Source organism: Synechococcus sp. KORDI-100 (genome assembly GCF_000737535.1).
Classification (GTDB): domain Bacteria; phylum Cyanobacteriota; class Cyanobacteriia; order PCC-6307; family Cyanobiaceae; genus Parasynechococcus.
The window spans coordinates 837,081-857,597 of the sequence record NZ_CP006269.1 but is presented as its reverse complement, the minus strand read 5'-3'; the positions used below and the strand labels follow the sequence as shown (position 1 = coordinate 857,597).

General features: G+C 62.1%; 24 protein-coding genes. 16 read left to right on the top strand and 8 right to left on the bottom strand.

Going from position 1 to position 20,517, the window contains the following annotated elements; genetic code table 11:
* Window positions 1-7: 7 nt before the first annotated feature.
* The 4 genes from KR100_RS04255 to KR100_RS04240 are packed head-to-tail and all read right to left on the bottom strand — an operon-like array spanning window position 8 to window position 3,100.
* Window positions 8-772 (bottom strand): biotin--[acetyl-CoA-carboxylase] ligase, encoded by a 765-nt coding sequence (locus KR100_RS04255; protein ID WP_038543471.1) that lies wholly within the window; start codon window positions 770-772, stop codon window positions 8-10.
* Window positions 759-1,955: an aminotransferase class I/II-fold pyridoxal phosphate-dependent enzyme gene (locus KR100_RS04250; RefSeq protein WP_038543469.1), complete on the bottom strand. Its 1,197-nt coding sequence runs from the start codon at window positions 1,953-1,955 to the stop codon at window positions 759-761. Before KR100_RS04250 ends, KR100_RS04255 begins: the two co-directional genes overlap by 14 nt.
* Window positions 1,942-2,268 carry a thioredoxin gene (gene trxA, locus KR100_RS04245; RefSeq protein WP_038543467.1) on the bottom strand — a complete coding sequence of 109 codons (327 nt, stop codon included), beginning with the start codon at window positions 2,266-2,268 and terminating at the stop codon, window positions 1,942-1,944. The genes KR100_RS04250 and trxA overlap by 14 nt, the downstream gene beginning before the upstream one ends.
* A 58-nt stretch (window positions 2,269-2,326) precedes the next feature.
* Window positions 2,327-3,100 carry a PspA/IM30 family protein gene (locus tag KR100_RS04240; protein ID WP_038543465.1) on the bottom strand — a complete coding sequence of 258 codons (774 nt, stop codon included), beginning with the start codon at window positions 3,098-3,100 and terminating at the stop codon, window positions 2,327-2,329.
* Between the two features lie 65 nt (window positions 3,101-3,165).
* Here KR100_RS04240 and KR100_RS04235 point away from each other — a divergent pair, with 65 nt between their 5' ends.
* Entirely contained in the window at window positions 3,166-3,684 is a 519-nt protein-coding gene (locus KR100_RS04235) for a DUF721 domain-containing protein (protein WP_038543463.1), read from the top strand.
* Window positions 3,681-4,304: a sulfotransferase family 2 domain-containing protein gene (locus KR100_RS04230; RefSeq protein ID WP_038543461.1), complete on the top strand. Its 624-nt coding sequence runs from the start codon at window positions 3,681-3,683 to the stop codon at window positions 4,302-4,304. The genes KR100_RS04235 and KR100_RS04230 overlap by 4 nt, the downstream gene beginning before the upstream one ends.
* Before the next feature lie 2 nt (window positions 4,305-4,306).
* On the opposite strand, the gene KR100_RS04225 is transcribed toward KR100_RS04230, so the two are convergent.
* From KR100_RS04225 to KR100_RS04215, 3 genes are read right to left on the bottom strand one after another with little or no spacing between them, the layout of a single operon-like run.
* Window positions 4,307-6,127 carry a glycosyltransferase family 39 protein gene (locus KR100_RS04225; RefSeq protein ID WP_038547903.1) on the bottom strand — a complete coding sequence of 607 codons (1,821 nt, stop codon included), beginning with the start codon at window positions 6,125-6,127 and terminating at the stop codon, window positions 4,307-4,309.
* The gene (locus tag KR100_RS04220; protein WP_038547900.1) at window positions 6,102-7,211 is read right to left on the bottom strand and encodes a glycosyltransferase family 4 protein; all 1,110 of its coding nucleotides are present in this window, start codon (window positions 7,209-7,211) and stop codon (window positions 6,102-6,104) included. The genes KR100_RS04225 and KR100_RS04220 overlap by 26 nt, the downstream gene beginning before the upstream one ends.
* Window positions 7,208-8,143 (bottom strand): DMT family transporter, encoded by a 936-nt coding sequence (locus KR100_RS04215; RefSeq protein ID WP_038543459.1) that lies wholly within the window; start codon window positions 8,141-8,143, stop codon window positions 7,208-7,210. Before KR100_RS04215 ends, KR100_RS04220 begins: the two co-directional genes overlap by 4 nt.
* Window positions 8,144-8,196: 53 nt before the next feature.
* Here KR100_RS04215 and sppA point away from each other — a divergent pair, with 53 nt between their 5' ends.
* The 14 genes from sppA to KR100_RS04155 all read left to right on the top strand — a co-directional run bounded on the left by sppA (window position 8,197) and on the right by KR100_RS04155 (window position 19,576).
* On the top strand, window positions 8,197-9,009 hold the full coding sequence (sppA, locus tag KR100_RS04210) for a signal peptide peptidase SppA (protein WP_038543456.1): 813 nt from the start codon (window positions 8,197-8,199) through the stop codon (window positions 9,007-9,009).
* A complete protein-coding gene (aroH, locus tag KR100_RS04205) occupies window positions 9,006-9,389 on the top strand; it encodes a chorismate mutase (protein ID WP_038543454.1) in 384 nt (127 codons plus the stop codon). Before sppA ends, aroH begins: the two co-directional genes overlap by 4 nt.
* A gap of 76 nt (window positions 9,390-9,465) precedes the next feature.
* Entirely contained in the window at window positions 9,466-10,035 is a 570-nt protein-coding gene (locus KR100_RS04200; RefSeq protein WP_038547897.1) for a DUF2808 domain-containing protein, read from the top strand.
* 46 nt (window positions 10,036-10,081) lie between these two features.
* Complete coding sequence (rpmH, locus tag KR100_RS14845; protein WP_011128745.1) at window positions 10,082-10,219, top strand: 50S ribosomal protein L34; 138 nt, start codon at window positions 10,082-10,084, stop codon at window positions 10,217-10,219.
* 43 nt (window positions 10,220-10,262) lie between these two features.
* A complete protein-coding gene (locus KR100_RS04195; RefSeq protein WP_038543452.1) occupies window positions 10,263-10,646 on the top strand; it encodes a ribonuclease P protein component in 384 nt (127 codons plus the stop codon).
* Window positions 10,646-11,056 (top strand): PH domain-containing protein, encoded by a 411-nt coding sequence (locus tag KR100_RS04190; RefSeq protein WP_038543450.1) that lies wholly within the window; start codon window positions 10,646-10,648, stop codon window positions 11,054-11,056. Before KR100_RS04195 ends, KR100_RS04190 begins: the two co-directional genes overlap by 1 nt.
* 57 nt (window positions 11,057-11,113) lie before the next feature.
* Complete coding sequence (yidC, locus tag KR100_RS04185) at window positions 11,114-12,259, top strand: membrane protein insertase YidC (RefSeq protein WP_038543448.1); 1,146 nt, start codon at window positions 11,114-11,116, stop codon at window positions 12,257-12,259.
* Window positions 12,256-12,780 (top strand): DUF177 domain-containing protein, encoded by a 525-nt coding sequence (locus tag KR100_RS04180; RefSeq protein WP_038543445.1) that lies wholly within the window; start codon window positions 12,256-12,258, stop codon window positions 12,778-12,780. The genes yidC and KR100_RS04180 overlap by 4 nt, the downstream gene beginning before the upstream one ends.
* On the top strand, window positions 12,777-14,267 hold the full coding sequence (locus KR100_RS04175) for an AAA family ATPase (RefSeq protein ID WP_038543443.1): 1,491 nt from the start codon (window positions 12,777-12,779) through the stop codon (window positions 14,265-14,267). The genes KR100_RS04180 and KR100_RS04175 overlap by 4 nt, the downstream gene beginning before the upstream one ends.
* 78 nt (window positions 14,268-14,345) lie before the next feature.
* A complete protein-coding gene (locus KR100_RS16480; protein ID WP_204207779.1) occupies window positions 14,346-14,507 on the top strand; it encodes a hypothetical protein in 162 nt (53 codons plus the stop codon).
* 41 nt (window positions 14,508-14,548) lie between these two features.
* Window positions 14,549-15,826, top strand: a complete 1,278-nt coding sequence (gene serS, locus KR100_RS04170) for a serine--tRNA ligase (protein ID WP_038543441.1) — start codon at window positions 14,549-14,551, stop codon at window positions 15,824-15,826.
* Window positions 15,827-15,850: 24 nt separating this feature from the next.
* Window positions 15,851-16,933 (top strand): RIP metalloprotease, encoded by a 1,083-nt coding sequence (locus tag KR100_RS04165; protein WP_038543439.1) that lies wholly within the window; start codon window positions 15,851-15,853, stop codon window positions 16,931-16,933.
* A gap of 55 nt (window positions 16,934-16,988) precedes the next feature.
* Window positions 16,989-17,291, top strand: a complete 303-nt coding sequence (gene rpsN, locus KR100_RS04160; protein WP_038543437.1) for a 30S ribosomal protein S14 — start codon at window positions 16,989-16,991, stop codon at window positions 17,289-17,291.
* 119 nt (window positions 17,292-17,410) lie between these two features.
* A complete protein-coding gene (locus KR100_RS04155; protein ID WP_038543435.1) occupies window positions 17,411-19,576 on the top strand; it encodes a polyribonucleotide nucleotidyltransferase in 2,166 nt (721 codons plus the stop codon).
* Here KR100_RS04155 and KR100_RS04150 read toward each other — a convergent pair whose 3' ends face one another.
* The gene (locus KR100_RS04150; RefSeq protein ID WP_369793820.1) at window positions 19,577-20,491 is read right to left on the bottom strand and encodes a 3'(2'),5'-bisphosphate nucleotidase CysQ; all 915 of its coding nucleotides are present in this window, start codon (window positions 20,489-20,491) and stop codon (window positions 19,577-19,579) included.
* Window positions 20,492-20,517: the final 26 nt, after the last annotated feature.

Sequence of the window (20,517 nt, the reverse complement as noted above, 5' to 3'; positions counted from 1 at the left end):
CACCCGCTCAGGGCCATCGACGCCAGCAGCACGTGCGGGAGCCATGACGCAACCGCAGAGCACCGTCCGGAGCCAGGCCTTCGATCGTCCAGATGCTGCCGTCATCTGGATCCTGAATTCGATCGCTCCAGAGACGTTGTTCAATCTCAGCGAGACACCAACTGCCGTCGCTGGCGCGGCGCTGACAACGGTCGAAGGCCAGCAGCAGTTCAGCGCCCCAGTGGTCGACCCCGTGGTGCGCTGGTCCCAGCAATTGCTTCAGCGCAATGCCTTCGGGTGGAACGGGATTGGCCACATTCATCCCGAAACCGATCCGAACCTGACGCAGCTGCGACCCGCGATGCACCAGGCGCGGCAGCACTCCAGCCAGCTTGCGTCCCTCGACCAGCAGGTCATTCGGCCATTTGATCCGCACGGGCAAGCCCCGCTGCTCCAGGCATTCCGCCATGGCTGCCACCACGGAGAGTCCGAACAATCCGGCACTGGCAACGGGGCGTCCCCCCCAGGGCAGGGCTGCACTGACCCAGAGCCCGCCCGGTGGGGCCAGCCAGACCCGACCGCGCTGCCCGGTGGCCTTTCTCTGATGCACAGCCACGACGGCACGGGAATGATCCTGCGCAGCTGATTGCTGCAGCCAGCGGGCGAGCAGAGGTTCCGTGCTGGCACAGACGGGAACCCGGCGAAGCAGCCAGGGCTCAGCCTCCTCCCCGGCCAGTCGTCGATAGCAGGCCATCAACCCGCCGCCGCCGGAGCAGGGCTCAGGCCAGTGCATCCTGCGCGTCGACGAGGCGCGTCACCGCCTGCTGAAGCTCCGATAAAGGTCGCACCAGCGCCATTCGCAGCCAGCCACGACCAGCGGCCCCGAAACCGGAACCAGGTGTCAACGCCACACCGCTGCGCTCAAGAAGTTCCGAGGCGCAGCGCTCATCACTCCAGCCAAGCTCCAAAGCCCGCACCGGCATCGGCATCCAGATGTACATGCCGACCTCCGGCTGCGGCACTCGCCAACCGTGGGCTTGGAACGCGGAAACGACCCCGTCGCGTCGCTCGCGATAGGTGTCCCGCAGCTGCGCGGGCCAGTGCTGACAGGCCTCAAGAGCACAGATGGCTCCCTGCTGGAGAGCAAGGGATTGATTGAAATCCACCACGCCTTTCAGCTGTCGCAGCGCAGTGATCAGGGGCTCGGCTCCAACCGCGAAAGCGAGCCTGAACCCTCCCAGACACCAACCCTTCGACAAGGAGAAAAATTCGATCCCTCGCTGGCGCCAGCCTGGACTGTGCAACAGGGTTGGAGCCTGTCCATCGAGGGCGAGGTCCACGTAGGGATTGTCGTTGGCAATCACCGCGTCATGGCGACAGCCCAGAGCCATGATCTGATCCAGCAGAGCCTGATTTCCGACCCGGGCCGTGGGGTTGTGGGGATAGCCGAGGACGAACAACTTGATGCGTTCCCAGGCACTGAGGGGCAGGCGATCTAGTTGTGGCAGCCATGCCGTGTCGTGATCGAGACGCAGGCTGATGACCTCCGCGCCCGCGAGGACAAGACCGCCGCGATGGGATGGATAGCTGGGATCAAGCATCAACGCCGCATCGCCGGGATTGAGGATCGCCAGTGGCAGATGCGCCGTTCCCTCCTGAGAGCCGATCAACAGCTGCACCTCTCGGTCAGGATCGACCTCGACGTCAAATCGGCGCTGACACCAGGCAGCAACGGCCTGACGGAATGGTGCTGTACCGGCGTGGAGGCAGTACGAGGATGTGCCTGGACGATGCATCGCTTCGGCCATCGCCTGCAGAACCCGGTCCGGCGGTGGCAGATCAGAGGAACCGAGCGATAGATCGATCAGCCCGGGACCATGGCCGTGCTGCGCGCTGCATCGGTAAAGACGCTTGCGCTCGTCGGTTCGGGCGAAAACCCCATTCCCGAGAGCCTCGAGACGGTTAGAGATGCGCATCCAGGAAGGCCTGAAGCTGAGGCTTCGCAATGGCCCCTTCATGGCGGGCCAGCTCCTCACCATCCCGGAACAGCATCAGGGTGGGAATCCCCTGCACCTGGTAACGATCACGGGTTGAGGGATTGCCATCCACCTCAAGCTTTCCCACCGAAAGCCGATCGGTGTAGGTCTCTGCAGCCCAGTCCATCAGGGGGGCAATCAACCTGCAGGGCCCGCACCAGGACGCCCAGAAATCAACCAGAACAGTGCCTGAGGCCGTTAGCACCTCCTGCTCGAATCCAGAGTCAGTGAAATCGGAGACGGCTCCAGCCAAGGGACTTGCAATCAGACCCCTTGATCCTATGGAGTTCCCCGACCTCTGATGAGCGGATTCAGAGCTTGTCGATGGATCTCTTGAGATCCTCAAGATCTGCGTCAACCTCCTCCACCTTGACGGCTTTGACCTCTTCAGAGCTCTCGGCGGCCGGAAGAGCGACGGCTTCTGGCCCGCCTTTCAGCTGTTGTCGCAGGGCATCAAGCTCATCGTCGACATCGCTCCCCCCCTCCAAGGCCGCGAACTGACTCTCCAGATCGGCTCCCGCCAGTTCCGCGGCGGCCTGTCCCGTGGCCTCCATCTGCTCAACCTTGTCCTCCATGCGCTCAAACGCGGCCATGGCGGAATCGGTTCCGATGTTGCCGACGGCGCTCTGAAGCTGCTGCTGAGCCTTCGCCGCCTGGGCGCGGGCCTTCAGCATGTCCTTCTTGGTCTTGGCCTGGGCGATCTTGCCCTCCAGAGAAACCAGGCTTTTCTTCAGGGTTTCCACCTGACCGTCCTGGGCCTGAACCTGTGCCGTCAGAGACGTCGCCGTCTCCTGAAATGTCTTGCGACGGGTGAGCGCCTCTCTGGCTAAATCCTCCTCACCTTTCTTCAGGGCAAGTTCAGCCCGCTCGTACCAGGTTTTGGACTGACTCTCAGCCTGTTCAGCCTGATTGCGCAAGCGCTTCTGACTGGCGATCGCCAGAGCCACCGCCTGACGAAGCTTGACCAGATCGGACTGCATGTCCGCGACGGACTGGTCGAGAATCTTGGCTGGATCCTCCATGCTGCTGACAGCGGCATTGGCGTTGGCTCGAACCAGTCGGCCAAGCCGGTCGAAGAAGCCCATGAACGGAACAGCGGATCCAGGCTGAGGGTAGCGAGATCCAGGCGATTCACCCCTACGCTCACACCATGGCCGTGGCTCCAGATCCCCAGCGTCGACGTCTGAAGGGGCTTGAAATCCTCCAGCCGGCACCACCGACTAATGCATCCGCGCTGAGTGACTGCCTTGACGACCTCAGTCGCCAATGGCGCCGAGATGGCGGCCTGGCAGGGCTCTGGCAGGACTGGCCGAGAATCGCCGGAGAGCAGCTGGCACCCCACTGCAGGCCTTTGACTCTGCAACGGGGCGTGCTCACGGTGGGCGCGAGTCATCCCCAGTGGCGTCAAGCCCTCCAATACAACCGTCTGCAACTGCTGGCCGCCATGAAGGCGGCCGGCCACCCCGTCCGCGATCTCCGCGTCCAACAGCATCACAGCCGCGTTCAGGAAACCCTTGAGAGCGAAGCCTCGATCTGGGCCAGGCACCCGAGCCGCTGCGACGTCCACGGCATGGGGCAGTGCCCCCGTTGCGGCCGCCCCGCTCCGAACGGTGAGATCAATCTCTGGGAGGTCTGCGGCTTCTGTCACCGCCAGAGGTTCTCTGCATGAGTCTGATCCTGCCGAAGTGGAAACTGATTTTTCTCCACATCCCGAAGTGCGCTGGACAGTCCATTGAGTCGGCCTTCGGAATCCCTCACGAACACAGCCATCACAAACGACATGACCTGCCGGAGGACTGGCGCGACTATCTGCGCTTCACCTTTGTCCGTCATCCTGTCAGCCGGTTCCTGTCGGCTTGCAACTACAACCTGCGGGTTGCGCTGAGAACCGAACGACAGCTGCGTCGGTTGTCGGAGGCAGACCTCAGCCCGACCAAGCGCTATCGCCTGCATCTGCTTGAGGCGCAGCCATCCCTGAGCGAGATGGTGGACGACCTGCATCAGGGTCGCCTGCGCAAATTAACAATCTTCCAACCGCAGGCCCTCTGGCTGCGAGCAGGCCTGCCCCAGTTCATCGGCAGGGTGGAACGATTTGAGCAGGATTGGCGCCACCTGTTGCAGCTGATCGATCCTCAGGGACGGATCACCGGGCCAGCACCGCACACCAATCGATCGCCTTCACGACTCAGCGCAAACGAACTGTCGAAACGCGAACTCCGACGGATCAGGTCGTACTACCGCGATGACTTCCGCATGACCGGCTACGGGAAGACGCCCCCCCAGGACTAAGATCAGAAGCGTTCCGGCCGTGGATCGCGCCAGTCAGGATCGACGCCTTCGCTGCGGAGGTCACCCGCACGAGCCTCCAGGCGGCGACGGTCAACCCGCCACAGCGAATAGATCCCGAACTCCCCCAGAATCTGCGGTTGCATGTTGCTCCAGTGATCCTGGCGGGCTGTTCCGCCATCGATCAGCACCAGCACGGTCGGTGAAGCCTCATCATCAGAAAGAGGCCTGCCCTGCCAGCCACGTCTGCGTTCGTGGGCCAGACGATCGGAGAGATTGACCAGGGCACCTTCGGAGCGCCCCTCGTACAGCACCACATCTCCTGTGTGGAAATGCAGGGATGGTTTCATCGCTCCCACCATGGCCAGGGGCTCCCCTGGCTGGCGTTGAAGCTCCATCTGGACTGCCGCGTCACGGACAGGCCGCTGCCGCAGCTGATCACCCAGCTCCGCGATCGGAATCAGGGCGTTCAGATGAAACAGCAGCAGAGAGGCCTGCATGGTGAGCAGGCGAACGAGGCCGGTGCGACGCCAGAGAAGGCAGCAGAGCAGACCCGCCAGGGTGAACCAGGCTCCAGCGCGAAGCACAAAGCCACTGGCAAGAAGGTCCACCGACAGCGTCGGCATCTCGGGGTCATTGATCAAGGGGATCCATTGAGCAGAGCCCCAGAACCCCGCCGCCAGAACAAGGGTCAGGAGGGCTGTGGCGGCCCAGGCGATGGTCCGGCCTCCCTGGCGCCCGTGAAGTGCAGCGGTGATCAGAAGCGCGGCTGCCGGGGTGGCTGGAAGCCAGTAGCTGGGAAGCTTGGTGGCGGCGGAGGTGAACAGCAGCAACACGGCCATCAGCCAGCACCAGGCGAACTGCTGCAAGGACTGATCCGGCTCCGGCCGCAGACGAGGCTGCTCGACGATGGAGACCAGGAGCAGGGGAGTGAACGGCAGGGCCGCGATCAACATCACCGGTCCAAAAAACCACCAGGGCTGAAGGTGGTCGTTGACCACGGAGGTGAAGCGCTGGAGATTGTGATATCCGAAAAAGCTGTCCCAGAAGGGTTGCCCCTCCACCAGCAGTTCAGCGGCATACCAGGGCAGGCTGATCAGAGCCGTGATCACGAGTCCTGGCAGTGGCCGGAGCCGCCCCCATGCCGTCCGGAGGTCCCGACGCAGGGCGCAGAACAGAAGCAACGTCAGACCCGAGAGGACGACGGCGACCGGCCCCTTGGCCAGAACAGCAAGGCCGAGCACGACCCATGCGGTCCACCAGCGGGTCCGCCGAGGGTCGGCAAAGCGGCGCCACTGGAACAGCAGACTGAGGCCAAGCAGGGCACAGAGCAGGGCATCGCTCACCGCCGTTCGGCTCCAGACGAGCACCAGTGGGGACAGGCCAAAACTGAGGGACCCTGCCACCGCTGTCCAGGCGGGCCTTGGATCCTCGGGACGTGGCCAGCGCAGCAGGGTGTCTGCCAAGGCCAGCATCATCACGATGCTGGACAACGCCGATGGCAACCGCGCTGCCCAGCTGCCAAGGGGATCCCAGACCGAGGAGCCAGGCAAGGCATAGCCCAGCGCCATCAGCCAGTAGATCAGGGGAGGCTTGTCGTAACGGGGCAGCCCGTTCACCCTCGGCGTCAGCCAGTCCCCGCTGTCGACCATGCCGCGGCCGGCCGCAGCGAACAGGGGCGGGGTCTCATCGGTCACCCCGGTGGCACCAAGCCTCCACAGACACAGCAGAACACCACAGAACAGAACCAGCCCCAGCACCCATCGCCGCTGACGGCCGCTCACCTCCACCGCTGAGTCCTCACTGCATCGCGGTGATGTTGCCATCCGCTGCCAGACCAGCGCGGATCCAGGCTTCCACACGACCGCTGAAGACATCCTGGGAGGCATGGCGTTCGGCCCAGTGACGGCAGGCGTAACGGTCGATTTCGCCGCAGCGGCGGATCGATTCAGCCAAAGCCGAAACGTCATCGGGAGGAACCAAGAGACCGTTCTCACCAGGCACGATCAATTCACCTGGGCCGCCGCGGTCGTAGGCAATCACCGGCACACCGCAAGCCATCGCCTCCACCACCACATTCCCGTAGGCCTCATTCCATTTCGGCGTGTTGATCAGAGCCCTGCAGGCGCCAAGGTCCCGCTGCAGATCCTCCGTCGACAGAAACCCCCGCCATTCAATGGTTCCCGGTGGAACAGCTGATTCGACGGCGGCCGCATAGACCTCATCTTCACGCAGACCCCAGACGAGGAGACGATCGCCCAAGGCCGCGGCCGCTGCTGCGGCATCTTCCAGACCCTTTTCCGGTGCGATGCGGCCCGCCCATCCCAGGGGGCCGTTCTCCGCGGGTTGGAAGCGATAAGCCTGCAGATCGAAGCCGTTGCCGACCACACAGGGGAGATTTGGAAGCGTGAAATCAGACGCCTGACGCGCGGTGTGAAAGGCCAGACGCCTCTGATCCCAGCGGCCCAGTGCCTCAATCGCCTCCCCCATCACCGTCGTGACAGCGCCCATGCTGATCAGGTGGAACAACGGCTGCTGAATGTGAGGGGTGATCCACAGCGGCAACCAGTCGTATCCGAAATTCAACAGAGCATCAGCCTTGTCAGCCCGCTGCAAAGCGACATCCAGCAGGCGGGGCAACACCGCATTCCTGGGAATTTCCACCGATGCAGCCTCGGAGGCGTGTTGCCAACTCGGTTGATCAACGCCGTCAACCTCAAGCAGCTCCACCGCATCGCAACCCTGGGGCCGTTCGGACCCGCGTGGAGCAACCAGCGTCAGCTGGTGCTGCCTTCCAACCAGGCCCTGAACCAGCGAGCGCAAGGTGAGTTCCACACCTCCGCCCCGACCGCTTCCGAGAGCACCGATCGGGGTGCTGATCAGCACCAGCCTCAGGCTTGAGTCCTTCATCCCTCCACCCTGCCGTCCGGCTCCCACAACCTCCGCCGCTGACTCACACAGACCACCGAGAGCAGCACCATCAGCACCCCAACCCACTGCACGGACGTCAGGCGTTCGCCGAGAAGCCATCCGCCGGTGGCCAGCGCAAAGACCGGAGTAAGAAAACCGAGGCTGCTGAAACTCGTGAGATCGCGGCGGTTCGCGAACCAGAAGAACAGGCCATAGGCCAGGGCACTGCCCAGAAGGCTCGCAAACGCCATCCGAAGCCAATCCATTGCATCCCAGGCAGGCAGGCTGAAATGGCGATCCAGTGCTGCGATCAGCAGTAGCGGCAGTCCACCCAGGATCATGTGCCAACCGGTGGCCGCGATCGGATCGCTGTAACGGCAGGCAAAACGAATCAGAACCGTGCCGAGAGCCATGGCGAGGGCGGCCAGAAGCATCGTGACCTCCCCGGGTTGAAACACTTCAATCACCGCTGGCAGATCCCGCAGGAGCCACCAGTGCCCGAGCAGTTCTGCCGGAACACCCAGGCAGAGAATTCCTGCAAAGCCGAGTCCGAGACCGACCCATCCCACCGGATTGATCGAGTCGGCGAACAAGGCGCGAGCCAACAGGGCCACGATCAGGGGCTGGCAGTCGATCAACACCGACCCGAGGCCTGCACCAGTGCCAGAAAGGCCATGGGCAAGAAGTCCCTGGAACAGGCAGGCATCCACCAGGGTGAACAGGGCAAACCAGCCGAGATCCCTGCTGTCGATGAACAGGCTGCGACCACTGCAGGCCACCCAGACGATCAGAGCGACCCCGGCAGGGAGCAGCCGCAGAGCAGCAACCAGCCAGCTGCCGCCCGATTCGAGCAGCGGTGCCATCGCCGTCATGGCAGTCCCCCAGAGAGCGAAGGGGAGCAGCATCAGCAGCCAGAGGCGGACGGAGGCCATGGCAGGGCGCATCAGGGCCTTTTTTAAGATCCGGCGTACAAGTGATGTGAGACATGGTCTGGCCCTGGCGCCGTAAATCCCGCCGTCGAATGGCGCGTGTCGTTCTGGAGGGACCGATCAGTGGCAGCACCCGCCAACGGGTGCTGAAAGCGCTCAAGGAAGTGGAAGAACGGGAATTCCCAGCCCTGTTGCTGCGGATTGATTCCCCCGGCGGAACCGTCGGAGACAGCCAGGAGATTCATGCCGCCTTGATGCGTCTGCGCGAGACGGGATGCCGGGTGGTGGCCAGCTTCGGCAATATTTCGGCCTCCGGCGGTGTCTACATCGGCGTTGCGGCCGAGAAAATCGTGTCAAATCCAGGCACGATCACCGGGTCGATCGGCGTCATCCTGCGCGGCAACGACCTGTCCCGACTGTTTGAGCGGATCGGAATCCGCTTCGACACCGTCAAAAGCGGACTCTTCAAGGACATCCTCTCGCCTGACCGACCCCTCAGCGACGCCGAACGCGAGCTCCTGCAACAGCTGATCGACAGCAGCTACAGCCAGTTCGTTGGCGTCGTTTCAGAGGGTCGCGGTCTGAGCGCCGACACCGTGCGAACGTTCGCTGACGGACGGGTCTTCAGCGGAGAGCAAGCCCTCGATCTCGGACTCGTCGATGAACTTGGGGATGAGGAGCATGCCCGCCGTCTGGCTGCCCGACTGGCTGACCTCGATGAGGACAACGCCAAGCTCGTGACGCTCGGGAAAAGCAAGCGCAGGTTGAGCAATCTGCTTCCGGGTTCCCGTCTTCTGAAGCCACTGCTGGAGCGTTTGAACCTCGAGCTCATGGGCAGCGGTCAGGTTCTCTGGCTGTACCGGCCATGACCGGCTCTGATCTGAAACTGATCGGTCTGCGGGGAGCAACCACCTGCCCTGTCAACTCGGTGGCAGCGATCGAGAGCGCTGTGGCGTGCCTCATCGATGCGCTGATGGAGCACAACGGGCTGAATCCGGACCAGATCGTGTCGCTGACGTTTTCCGTCACTGCCGATCTCGATGCCTGCTTCCCGGCCGCGGTCGCCCGTCGTCGGCAGGGCTGGGATGCCGTTGCCCTGCTCGATTGTCAACAGATGGCTGTCAGCGGAGACCTGCCTCGGTGCATCCGACTGCTTGCCCACGTCTGGATGCCCTCCGATCGGGATCCGGCCCACCCCTATCTAGAAGAGGCCCGCCTGCTTCGCCCAGACAGACTCAGTCACAACTGACAGCTGGCTGGCCGGCCCAAGCCCAAGCCTTCCAGGCATTGGTCTCAGGAGAATCCCTACAACTGAATTTATGGTGATGATCCGGTCCTTTCTGCTCAAGAGCTCCGTCGCGGTTGTCGGTGGCCTGATACTGGTTGGAGGCCTGACAGGCCTTGACTCCAGGCCGGCCATCGCCCAGGGCACCTCAGGTCTGATGGAATTCCGCTGGGACTCCGACAGGGACTACCGCAGGCTGTACTACTACCAGACCTCAACCATCCCGAATGAACGCGCTGAGTGGTACCTGACCCTGAGAGAAAAGGATCGCAAGACCGCCATCCTGAAGCTGACGGTGACAGTGCCGGATTACTTCGATTCCAAGCTGAAGCCCCGCCGCATGGCGCTTTGCAGGGTCACCAAAGGCAGCATGCTCAGTCGCACCAAATGCATCGAGGAAATTCCGGCGACCATCGAAGTGAACGACAACCAGACCGCCATCGAAGTCTTTCCGGACCAACCCGTTCCCATCGATGGCGATTACGCGCTGCTGATCAAGATGTTCAATCCCCAGGGAAAGCGGATGTACCAGTTCAACGCTCTAGTCCAGGCCCCGGGAGACGTCCCGATGTCCGGTTACAGGGGTAGCTGGCTTGTCGACATGGACTGACTGGTAGGTTCATTAGTTCTGATCGGCCGGACGCCACGACGCAGCAATGACCAAACGAACCCTCGGAGGAACAAGCAGGAAGCGCAAACGGGTATCCGGATTCCGTGTTCGCATGCGCTCGCACACTGGCCGCCGTGTGATCCGCACCCGGCGCAAACGGGGTCGGTCACGACTGGCCGTCTGACGTCAGTCAGTGCGTCCGCTCCCCCGTCCCGACAGCACAACCCATGGCGCTGCCCACTGCGATGCGACTGAGGGGGCAGCGTTGCTTCCAACATCTTCATCGCAGGGCACGCCGTCACCACGGTCACTGGATGGTGCTGCGGACGCTGGACGGCGACGTGTCCTTGCTCAGGCCCGAGCTGCGCCACCAACCGGCCCGATGCTGCCGCTGCGCCGTGGTGATCAGCAGCAAGGTGCACAAGCGTGCTGTCCGCCGCAATCGACTGCGGCGTCTTTTCCATTCCTATCTGAGAACTCGCCTGGAGCAGCGTGTTGACCTGGCAGGTCGCTGGCTTCTGATCAGCCTTCGACCGGGCGCATCCGACGCCGAGGAATCACAGTTGCTGGAAGAATGCGACAGTCTGCTGAAATCCGCCGGTCTGGAGTGATGACATCCACCTCCGCTGAACAGGTTCACTACGAGGGAGGTCCTGCCCGTGGTGACCTGATCTTCAACCTGCTGCTCGGCTTCACATTGATCGCCCTGCCATTCACCGTGGGTGCGATCGTGCGAGCGATCTGGCTGCGTTTCTGTATCACCAGTCGCAGGGTCTCCGTCAGTGGTGGCTGGCTGGGCCGGGACAAGACCCAGGTCGTCTACAGCCAGATCAAGGAGGTTCGCAGCGTGCCTCGAGGATTCGGCGCCTGGGGCGACATGGTTCTGGTGCTCAGTGATGGTGCTCGGCTGGAATTGCGTTCCGTGCCCAGGTTTCGTGATGTTGAGACCTACATCCTCGAACGCATAGCTGAACGCCAGTCCACCCCCGAGCAGAAGCCGGTTGAAGGCTTCGCCGCCTGAGTCCACCTTTATTGCACACTGGCGTTAGACCGCCTCCAAACCAACGGGAGCTTCCACGTGATCGGATACATCTCCGACAACCTACTCATCCCGATCCTGGACTTTTTCTACGGATTGGTTCCGAGTTATGGCCTGGCGATCGTGGCTCTCACGCTCGTGATCAGAGTCGCTCTGTATCCACTAAGCGCCGGCTCGATCCGCAGTGCCCGGAGGATGAGGATCGCCCAGCCGGTGATTCAGAAACGTCAGGCGGAGATCAAAAGCCGTTACGCCGACAACATTCAGAAGCAGCAGCAGGAGCTCGGGAAGGTGATGAAGGAGTTCGGGAGCCCCCTGGCGGGCTGCCTTCCCCTCCTGGTGCAGATGCCCATCCTGTTTGCTCTGTTCGCCACCCTGCGGGGCTCACCGTTCGCCGATGTGCCTTACACCATCAACGTCAAGGTGCTTCCAGCGGAACAGATTGCAACGGTTGAACCGAAGCCGTTCAACAGTGCCAGCCATTCCATCTTCATCGGCGAAACCGATCACGTGCCCGTGATCGCCAGCCTGCCCCGCGGCAACAAGATCGGTGTCGGCGACAGTGCCAGCATCAGCCTGCACACCAAGGACGGCCGTTCGTTCGCGGATGTCCTTCAAGGTGCAGAGGATCCAGCACGGTTCGCACCAACCTGGAGTCTGAGCAAGGGGGATGACGTCCTCAGCGTCAGCTCTGATGGAACCATCACCGCACTGGCCCCGGGTGATGCCACGGTTGAAGCCAAGATTCCAGGCTTGGCGGCAAGAAGCGGATTCCTGTTCATCAAGGCTCTCGGGCAGGTCGGTTTCTATGCCGATGGTGCGATCAACTGGGACATCGCCATCCTGGTGGGTTCCTTCGGCTTGACTTTGTTCCTCTCCCAACTCCTTTCTGGAATGGGAATGCCTGCCAACCCGCAGCAGGCTACGGCCAACAAGATCACCCCCTTCATGATCACCGGGATGTTCCTGTTTTTCCCCCTGCCGGCAGGCGTCCTGCTCTACATGGTGATTGCCAACATCTTCCAGGCCCTGCAGACCTTCATCCTCACGAGGGAGGCTCTGCCGGAGAACCTGCAGACCATTCTCGACCAGCAACTGGCGCAGCAGACCGTGACAGCCACCGCCACGGCAGCGGGCAGCGTGAGTGATTCCCGGCTCCCCTTCGAACCCAAAGGCGGAAAATGATCGAGGGCCTGGAGCCTGTTGCCCTTCAGGAACTGAGAGCCCTTGCTGCTCCTCGCACCTGGTCCGTCGAGGGCCAGCTCGAGTCGTTGAAATCCCTCACGCCGGTGAGGGGCGAACTCACCGCTGAACATCGTGGCAACGTCCTCTCCGTTGAGGGAGAGCTCTCCACGATCATCACGCTGACCTGTGATCGATGTCTCGGCCAGTTCAATCAACAGCTCATCTGCCAGCCATCGGAACTGATCTGGCTCGGCGACGCGCCACCCTCCGACGGACAACTTCAGGAATCCGAGGACATCTCGGCGATGGAGGGGCTTGTGGAATGTCTCGATCCACGCGGACGTTTTGACCCAGAGCAATGGGTGTTCGAGCAGCTGAGTCTTCAATTGCCTGTGGTGAACCACTGCGGCAGCCACTGCCCCGGTCCCCCGCTGCCAAGGGAATCCGGCGGCGACCACACCAGCGGCGGCGAACCGAGCGATCCGCGCTGGCAGGCACTGCGGAACTTTCAACGCCGATGAGCAGCGTCACCTGGACCGCTCAGCTCGATCTGCTGATCCGTTCCCGCACTCCACTGATCTGGATCCGCAGCAGCGAGGAAAGTCGCGTCGAAACCCTGATGTTGCAGGCGACCAAACGCCTGCAGAGACGTCTGGCGCAATGGGACTTCATCGAGGGACTGACCGGCGTTCTCAATGCTGATGGCCTGGGCGCGCGCCAGCCGATGGCCGTGCTGCAGTGGCTCCAGCAGCTGGAGGAGAGCAGCCCCACCGTGCTGCTTGTCAAAGACTTCCACCGGTTCTGCGATGACCCAGGCATCGCCAGGATGCTGCGGAACCTCAGCACCCATCTCCGCAGCACCCCCCACACCCTGGTGCTGTGCAGTGGCAGCTGGAGTCCACCGGCAGACCTCGAGGAAGCCATCACGTTGCTCGATCTGCCGTTACCGGAGGCCGAGGATCTGCGTCAGCTGCTCAACAGCATCGCGGCGGGGAGCGGAGCACCACTGGAGCCCTCCGTTCTGGAGGAGCTCACGCAAGCCTGCAGCGGCCTCAGTGAACTGCGCGTCCGCCAGGTGGCAGCAAGGGCCCTGGCACGCCGTGGATGCCTGGGGGCAGACGATCTGATCGAGGTGCTGGATGAAAAACGCCAGACCATCGCTCGCAGCGAAGTGCTCGAGTTCTGCGACTCTGAAAACGGCACGGAAGCGATCGGAGGCCTCGATGCGCTGAAAGCCTGGCTGGAACAACGGCATCGGGCCTTCTCAGAGGATGCACGCCGTTTCGGATTGCCCCTGCCTCGCGGGGTGCTTCTGGTGGGCCCTCAGGGAACAGGCAAGTCGCTGACGGCCAAGGCGATTGCAGGAAGCTGGTCCATGCCGCTGCTGCGGCTGGACGTTGGTCGTCTCTTCGCTGGATTGGTGGGTGCCAGCGAAGCAAGGACACGGGAGACCATCCAACGCGCAGAAGCGATGGCTCCCTGTGTGCTCTGGATCGATGAGATCGACAAAGGCTTCGGCGGTGACGGTCGCAGCGACGGCGGCACCAGCCAACGGGTCCTGGCCAGCGTGCTCACCTGGATGGCTGAGAAATCATCCCCGGTGTTCGTGGTGGCGACGGCGAATGGAATCGAACGACTGCCACCCGAACTGCTGCGCAAGGGGCGCTTCGACGAAATCTTTCTCCTGGATCTCCCCAGCGGCGAGGAACGCCGCAGCATCCTGGATCTGCATCTCGGACGCCGCCGTCCTGGTTTGTCGCTGCCGCTGGACACCGTCGTGAGCCGCAGCGACGGTTTCTCGGGCGCGGAATTGGAGCAGACGGTGATCGAAGCGATGCACCTGGCCTTCGCCGAGCGACGCGAGCTGATGGAAACCGATCTCATCCGTGCCGCATCACAGCTCATTCCGCTGTCCCGCACGGCAAGTGAACAGCTGAACATGCTCAAGCAATGGGCCTCAGAGGGTCGAGCCAGGCCCGCTTCCATTGCGACACGTAACGAACCCTGACGCGTCGTAACGAAGCCGGCCCTGCCGGAAGCCCCGTTCAGAGCCTTTCTCTACGGTCCGACCAGAAGACAAAAGCTCTTGGACCGTCGCAACGAACTCACCAGCCAGCTGTGTGTGGCCTGCCTGGGAGCCGGCGTGATCACAACCGTGGCCGTGGCCCAGGGCCAGAACCCCATCACCGCTCTCGGCATCACCGTGTTCTCCGCAGTGGCGGCTGTCATGGTCGGACAGGTGCTCTGATCGGGCTGCCATAGGCTGCCGGCGCCGATACCGCCGGACCTGTGCTCGACCAGCGCCTTGTGCGTGACAACCCTGAAGCGATCACCAGTGCACTGGGACGTCGCGGCAAGGCCGTCGATTTGACACGACTGCAACTGATCGCTCAGCAGCAACGCGATCTCGAGGAGACAAGAAGCGCTCTGCAGGCGGACGGAAACCGCATTGGCAAGGAGGTTGGCAAGCGCATCCAGGGCGGAGCCGATCCCAAGGGTGATGAGGTTGCCGCCTTACGCCGGGAGGGCAACACCATCAAACAACGGGTGGCCGTGCTGGAGGAGGAGGAGAAGCAGCTGTCGAACCAGCTTCGCGACCAGCTGCTCACCTATCCCAACCTTCCCGCTGAGGACTGTCCGGATGGGAAGGACGAAACCAACAACGTCGAGCTCCGTCGCTGGGGAACACCTCTTGAGAAGACGGGACTCGAAGAGCATTGGCAGATCGCAGAACGACTCGGACTGTTTGAGACCGAACGGTCGGTCCGCATCGCCCAGAGCCGCTTCGTCACTCTGATGGGGCAGGGAGCGCGGCTGGAGCGAGCCCTGATCAATTTCATGCTGGATCTGCACACCAGCAAGGGCTATCGCGAAGTCTTGCCGCCGGTGTTAGTCAACTCCGCCAGCCTCACCGGTTCCGGCCAGCTCCCAAAATTTGCCGAGGAAAGCTTTCGCTGTGCTGAAGACGATCTGTGGCTGACGCCGACAGCTGAAGTCCCCGTCACCTCGCTTCATCGCGATGAAATCATTCCGGTCGATCAGCTTCCATTGCGCTACGCCGCCTACAGCCCATGTTTCCGCCGGGAAGCGGGCAGCTATGGCCGCGACACCCGAGGCTTGATTCGTCTGCACCAGTTCAACAAGGTGGAGCTCTACTGGTTTGTTCATCCCGACCAGTCGGCTGACGCCCATGAGCAGATCACCGCTGATGCCGAAGCGGTTCTTCAGGCTCTCGAGCTGCCCTACCGGGTGCTGGATCTCTGCACCGGCGATCTGGGTTTCTCGGCTCAACGCACCTACGACCTTGAAGTCTGGCTGCCGGGTGCTGGGGCCTATCGGGAGATTTCGAGCTGCAGCGTCTGCGGAGACTTCCAGGCGCGACGCTCGTCGATTCGCACCAAGGAAGGGAAAAGCACCCGATTGGTGCACACCTTGAACGGCAGTGGACTGGCCGTCGGGCGCACGATGGCAGCGCTACTGGAAACGGGTCAGCAGCCGGATGGCAGTGTTCGGCTGCCCCAGGCCCTCATTCCCTACGTCGGCTGCGAGCGATTGCAGCCACAATGACCTGATTCGAGGGATGACGCCGGCATGAACGTGTTCGCGGCTATTGCGGTGCTCGCCTTCCTGATCGTGGTTCATGAAGCCGGGCACTTCTTCGCTGCCACGCTCCAGGGAATCCGTGTGAACGGCTTCTCCATCGGTTTCGGCCCTGCACTGATCAAGCGTCAACGGCGGGGGGTGACGTACGCGATCCGACTGTTACCGCTCGGGGGGTTTGTCTCCTTCCCCGATGACGACGAGGACAGTGCCATTCCTGCCGATGATCCCGATCTGATGCGCAATCGTCCGATTTCCCAGCGGGCGCTTGTGATCTCAGCGGGCGTGCTGGCCAATCTGCTGCTGGCGCTTGTGGTGCTGTTCGGTCAGACCGCGCTTGTGGGATTGCCGGCCGAGCCGGATCCTGGCGTTCTGATTATCGATGTTCAGAAAGGAGGAGCAGCAGACCTGGCCGGCCTCAGGCCCGGCGACAAAATCCTGGCGATTGGAAGCGAACAGCTCGGCACGGGCCAGGCCGGTGTTCAGGCCATGGTTGATGAAATCAAAGCGGCTCCCGGAGACGTTCTCAGCATCAATCGGCAGCGCGGCCAGAGCGAGGAGACCATCAGCCTGCAACCGCTCAATGAGGGAGGGGCTGGACGAATCGGAGCCCAGCTTCAGGCCAATGTGAACGGGCGAAGCCGGCCGGCCAACGGTCCCGTTGAGGTGATCACCCATACCGTCTCGGAATTCCGCCAGCTCCTGCAGCAGACCCTGATGGGTTACGGGGGGCTGATCCGTGATTTCCGAGGCCACGCCGGTCAGTTGAGCGGACCGGTAAAAATTGTTGAGATCGGCGCCCAATTGAGCGAGCAGGGAGGCTCGGGATTGGTGTTTTTCATGGCTCTGATCTCCATCAATCTGGCTGTTCTCAACGCCTTTCCGGTGCCGCTCCTGGATGGCGGACAGATGTTCCTGCTGATGCTCGAGGGACTGCGAGGACGTCCTGTCCCGGAGCGTTGGCAGCTGGCTTACCTGCAGTCGGGCTTTCTGTTGATCGTTGGCCTCACCGTCGTTCTGATCGTGCGGGACACCAGTCAACTTCCCCTGGTACAACAGCTGATCACCCGATAGGGCTCTGGGCTTTGAACTGTATAGTTGGTTATTGATTTTTCAGCGATTCAGCTGCATGGCCAAGAAGTCGATGATCGCCCGCGATGTGAAGCGCAAGAAGCTCGTGGAGCGATATGCGGCCAAGCGTGCAGCACTGATGAAGGCCCTGCATGCCGCTGGTGATCCCATGGAACGCCTTGAGATTCACCGCAAGATTCAGGCGCTGCCGCGCAACAGTGCACCCAACCGTGTTCGCAACCGCTGCTGGGCCACCGGCAAACCCCGCGGCGTCTACAGAGACTTCGGGCTCTGCCGGAATCAGCTGAGGGAGAGGGCTCACAAGGGTGAACTTCCCGGCGTGGTGAAGTCCAGCTGGTGATCAGCTGGGTTCAAGGCCATCGGAGGAACTTCGTGGTGGGCGAGCGCGATGACGGCACCCACCGATGTTGAAACCCACGAAATGGCAAACTAACAATTGACAAAAGGACATAAGCCGTCGTGCAAGGACAAACCCAGTCGATCTCGTTTGACGGACGTGAGATTCGACTGACCACCGGGCGATTTGCCCCCCAGGCGGGAGGCTCCGTCTTGGTTGAGTGCGGAGACACCTCCGTCCTCGTGACCTCCACCCGTTCAGGCGGACGGGAAGGCATCGATTTTCTACCTCTCATTTGCGACTACGAGGAGCGTCTCTACGCAGCGGGACGAATTCCAGGCAGCTACCAACGTCGGGAGAGCCGCCCCCCCGAGCGCGCCACCCTCACGGCGCGTCTGATTGACCGGCCGATGCGCCCACTGTTTCCGGGCTGGTTGCGGGACGACCTGCAGGTTGTCGCCACCTGCCTGTCTCTGGATGAGCGGGTGCCTGCCGATGTGCTCGCCGTGACGGGAGCCTCGATTGCCACCCTGCTGGCGAAGATTCCGTTCAACGGCCCGATGGCTGCGGTGCGTGTAGGCCTGCTCGGTGACGATTTCGTGCTGAATCCCAGCTACAGGGAAATCGAGCGGGGTGATCTGGATCTTGTTGTCGCCGGAACACCTGATGGTGTGGTGATGGTGGAGGCGGGAGCCAACCAGTTGCCGGAAGGCGATGTCATTGAAGCCATCGACTTCGGCTATGAAGCGATCTGCGAACTGATCAAGGCGCAACAGACCCTGCTGAAGGACCTTGGCATCGAACAGGTGAAACTCGAGGCACCTGAGGAGGACAAAACGCTGCCGACCTTCCTGAGCAAACAGTGCACCAAAGGCATCAGCGAGGTGCTCAAGAAATTCGATCAGAGCAAGGACCAGCGCGACAAGGCCCTTGAGACCGTCAAGAGTGCTGCGGCAGAAGCCATCTCAGCGCTGAAAGAGGACGATGCCGTGCGCAAGGCCGTCGCCTCCAATTCCAAGTTGCTGGGCAACAGCTTCAAGGCCCTCACCAAGAGCCTGATGCGGCAGCAGATCCTCAAGGATGGGAAGCGCGTTGATGGCCGCGGCCTCGACGAAGTGCGCCAGATCAGTGCCATGGCTGGTGTTCTGCCGCGGCGGGTGCATGGATCCGGCCTGTTCCAACGGGGCCTGACCCAGGTGCTCTCCACAGCCACGCTGGGAACACCGAGTGATGCCCAGGAGATGGATGACCTCCATCCCAACACCGAAAAGATTTATCTGCACCACTACAACTTCCCCCCCTATTCCGTCGGCGAGACACGCCCGATGCGTTCACCCGGACGCCGCGAAATCGGCCATGGAGCCCTGGCCGAGCGCGCGATTCTTCCTGTCCTGCCCGAGAAAGACACTTTCCCCTACGTGGTGCGTGTGGTGAGCGAAGTGCTCAGTTCCAACGGCTCAACCTCCATGGGTTCGGTCTGCGGCAGCACTCTCTCGCTGATGGACGCCGGTGTTCCGCTCAAGGCACCGGTGAGCGGCGCTGCAATGGGACTGATCAAGGAAGGCAAGGAGGTTCGCATCCTCACGGACATCCAGGGGATCGAGGATTTCCTCGGCGACATGGATTTCAAAGTGGCTGGAACCGAGAAGGGGATCACCGCCCTTCAGATGGACATGAAGATCACAGGTCTGTCGGTGAGAACAGTCGCTGAGGCGGTGAATCAGGCCCGTCCTGCCCGTCTCCATATTCTTGAGAAGATGCTGGAAGCGATCGCTGCTCCGCGCGATGTGCTCTCTCCCCATGCACCGCGTCTGCTGAGCTTCCGAATCGATCCTGAGCTGATTGGCACCGTGATCGGTCCCGGCGGTCGCACGATCAAGGGCATCACCGAACGCACCAACACCAAGATCGACATCGAGGACAGCGGCATAGTCACGATCGCCTCCCACGACGGAGCGGCCGCAGAAGAGGCGCAGCGGATCATCGAGGGCTTGACGCGCAAGGTGAACGAGGGCGAACTGTTCACCGGGTCGATCACCCGCATCATTCCGATCGGCGCCTTTGTGGAGATTCTTCCTGGCAAGGAGGGCATGATCCACATTTCGCAGCTCTCGGAAGCGCGCGTCGAGAAGGTCGACGATGTGGTGAAGGTCGGCGATGAGGTCACCGTGCGCGTGCGCGAAATCGACAATCGCGGACGCATCAATCTCACCCTCCGCGGCGTCCCTCAGAACGGCGAGAGTGGTGAGCTTGAGCCGGTACCAACGCCTGTGGCCCCCCTGAACTGATCAGACGGGAAAACCGGGATCAATGCTGGCCATAGCCCGCGCCGCACACTCACCGAGTGCAGCGTGGGCCTTGCCATGGCTGGCGATCAGGCAGCCCGCTTGGCGCACATCGCCTGTGTTGTAAGTGAGTTCCTTCAGATTGGCGTGGGTGAATCGGCCTCCAGCCGCCAGCAACACCGCTTCAGGCGCCGCCATATCCCAGTCCTTCGGAGCACTGCGACCGGAGAGTGAGATGTAGAGGTCCGTTTCACCTCGAAGGATCGTGGCGACCTTGCAACCCACGCTTCCAACCGCCCGCGAGCCACCAAGCTGAAGCGCTGAGATCAGTGCTTCCAGGCGCTCATCCCGATGACTGCGACTGGCGACAAGAATCAGATCAGACAGATCTGAACGCTGACTGAAGCGAACCGGAGAACGCTGCCCCGTTCGGTCCTCACACCAGGCAGCTTCCCCGACCACACCGATCCACAATTCATCCGCTTCAGGCAAGAGCACCACACCCAACACAGGCCGTTGCCCCTTCACGAGGGCGAGATGAACGGCGTACTCACCGGTGCCTTGCAGAAAATCCTTGGTGCCATCGAGAGGATCGAGAATCCACAGCCATTCAGCCTCGAGTGGCACCCCCTCGGTGAGCTGCTCTTTTGCTGTTTCCTCGCTGAGCAAAGTCCAGTCAGCATCTGGGAATGCGCTGCTCAGACCATCGAGCAACCAACGATTCACGGCCAGATCAGCGGCAGACACCGGACCATCTCCTCCATCTTCAACACGCAGGGCCTTTGGAAAGCCATGGGGAGGTTGGTCGCCTCTGGCGTAGGCGCGAAGAATGTCTGCGGCACCCCAGCTCAGCCGTCTCAACTCGGCCAGGAGCCCATCCATGGAAACGCCGGCAGGCAGAAGGGCAGAGCTGGGCATGATCGAGGTCTAAGGCGCTGACATTG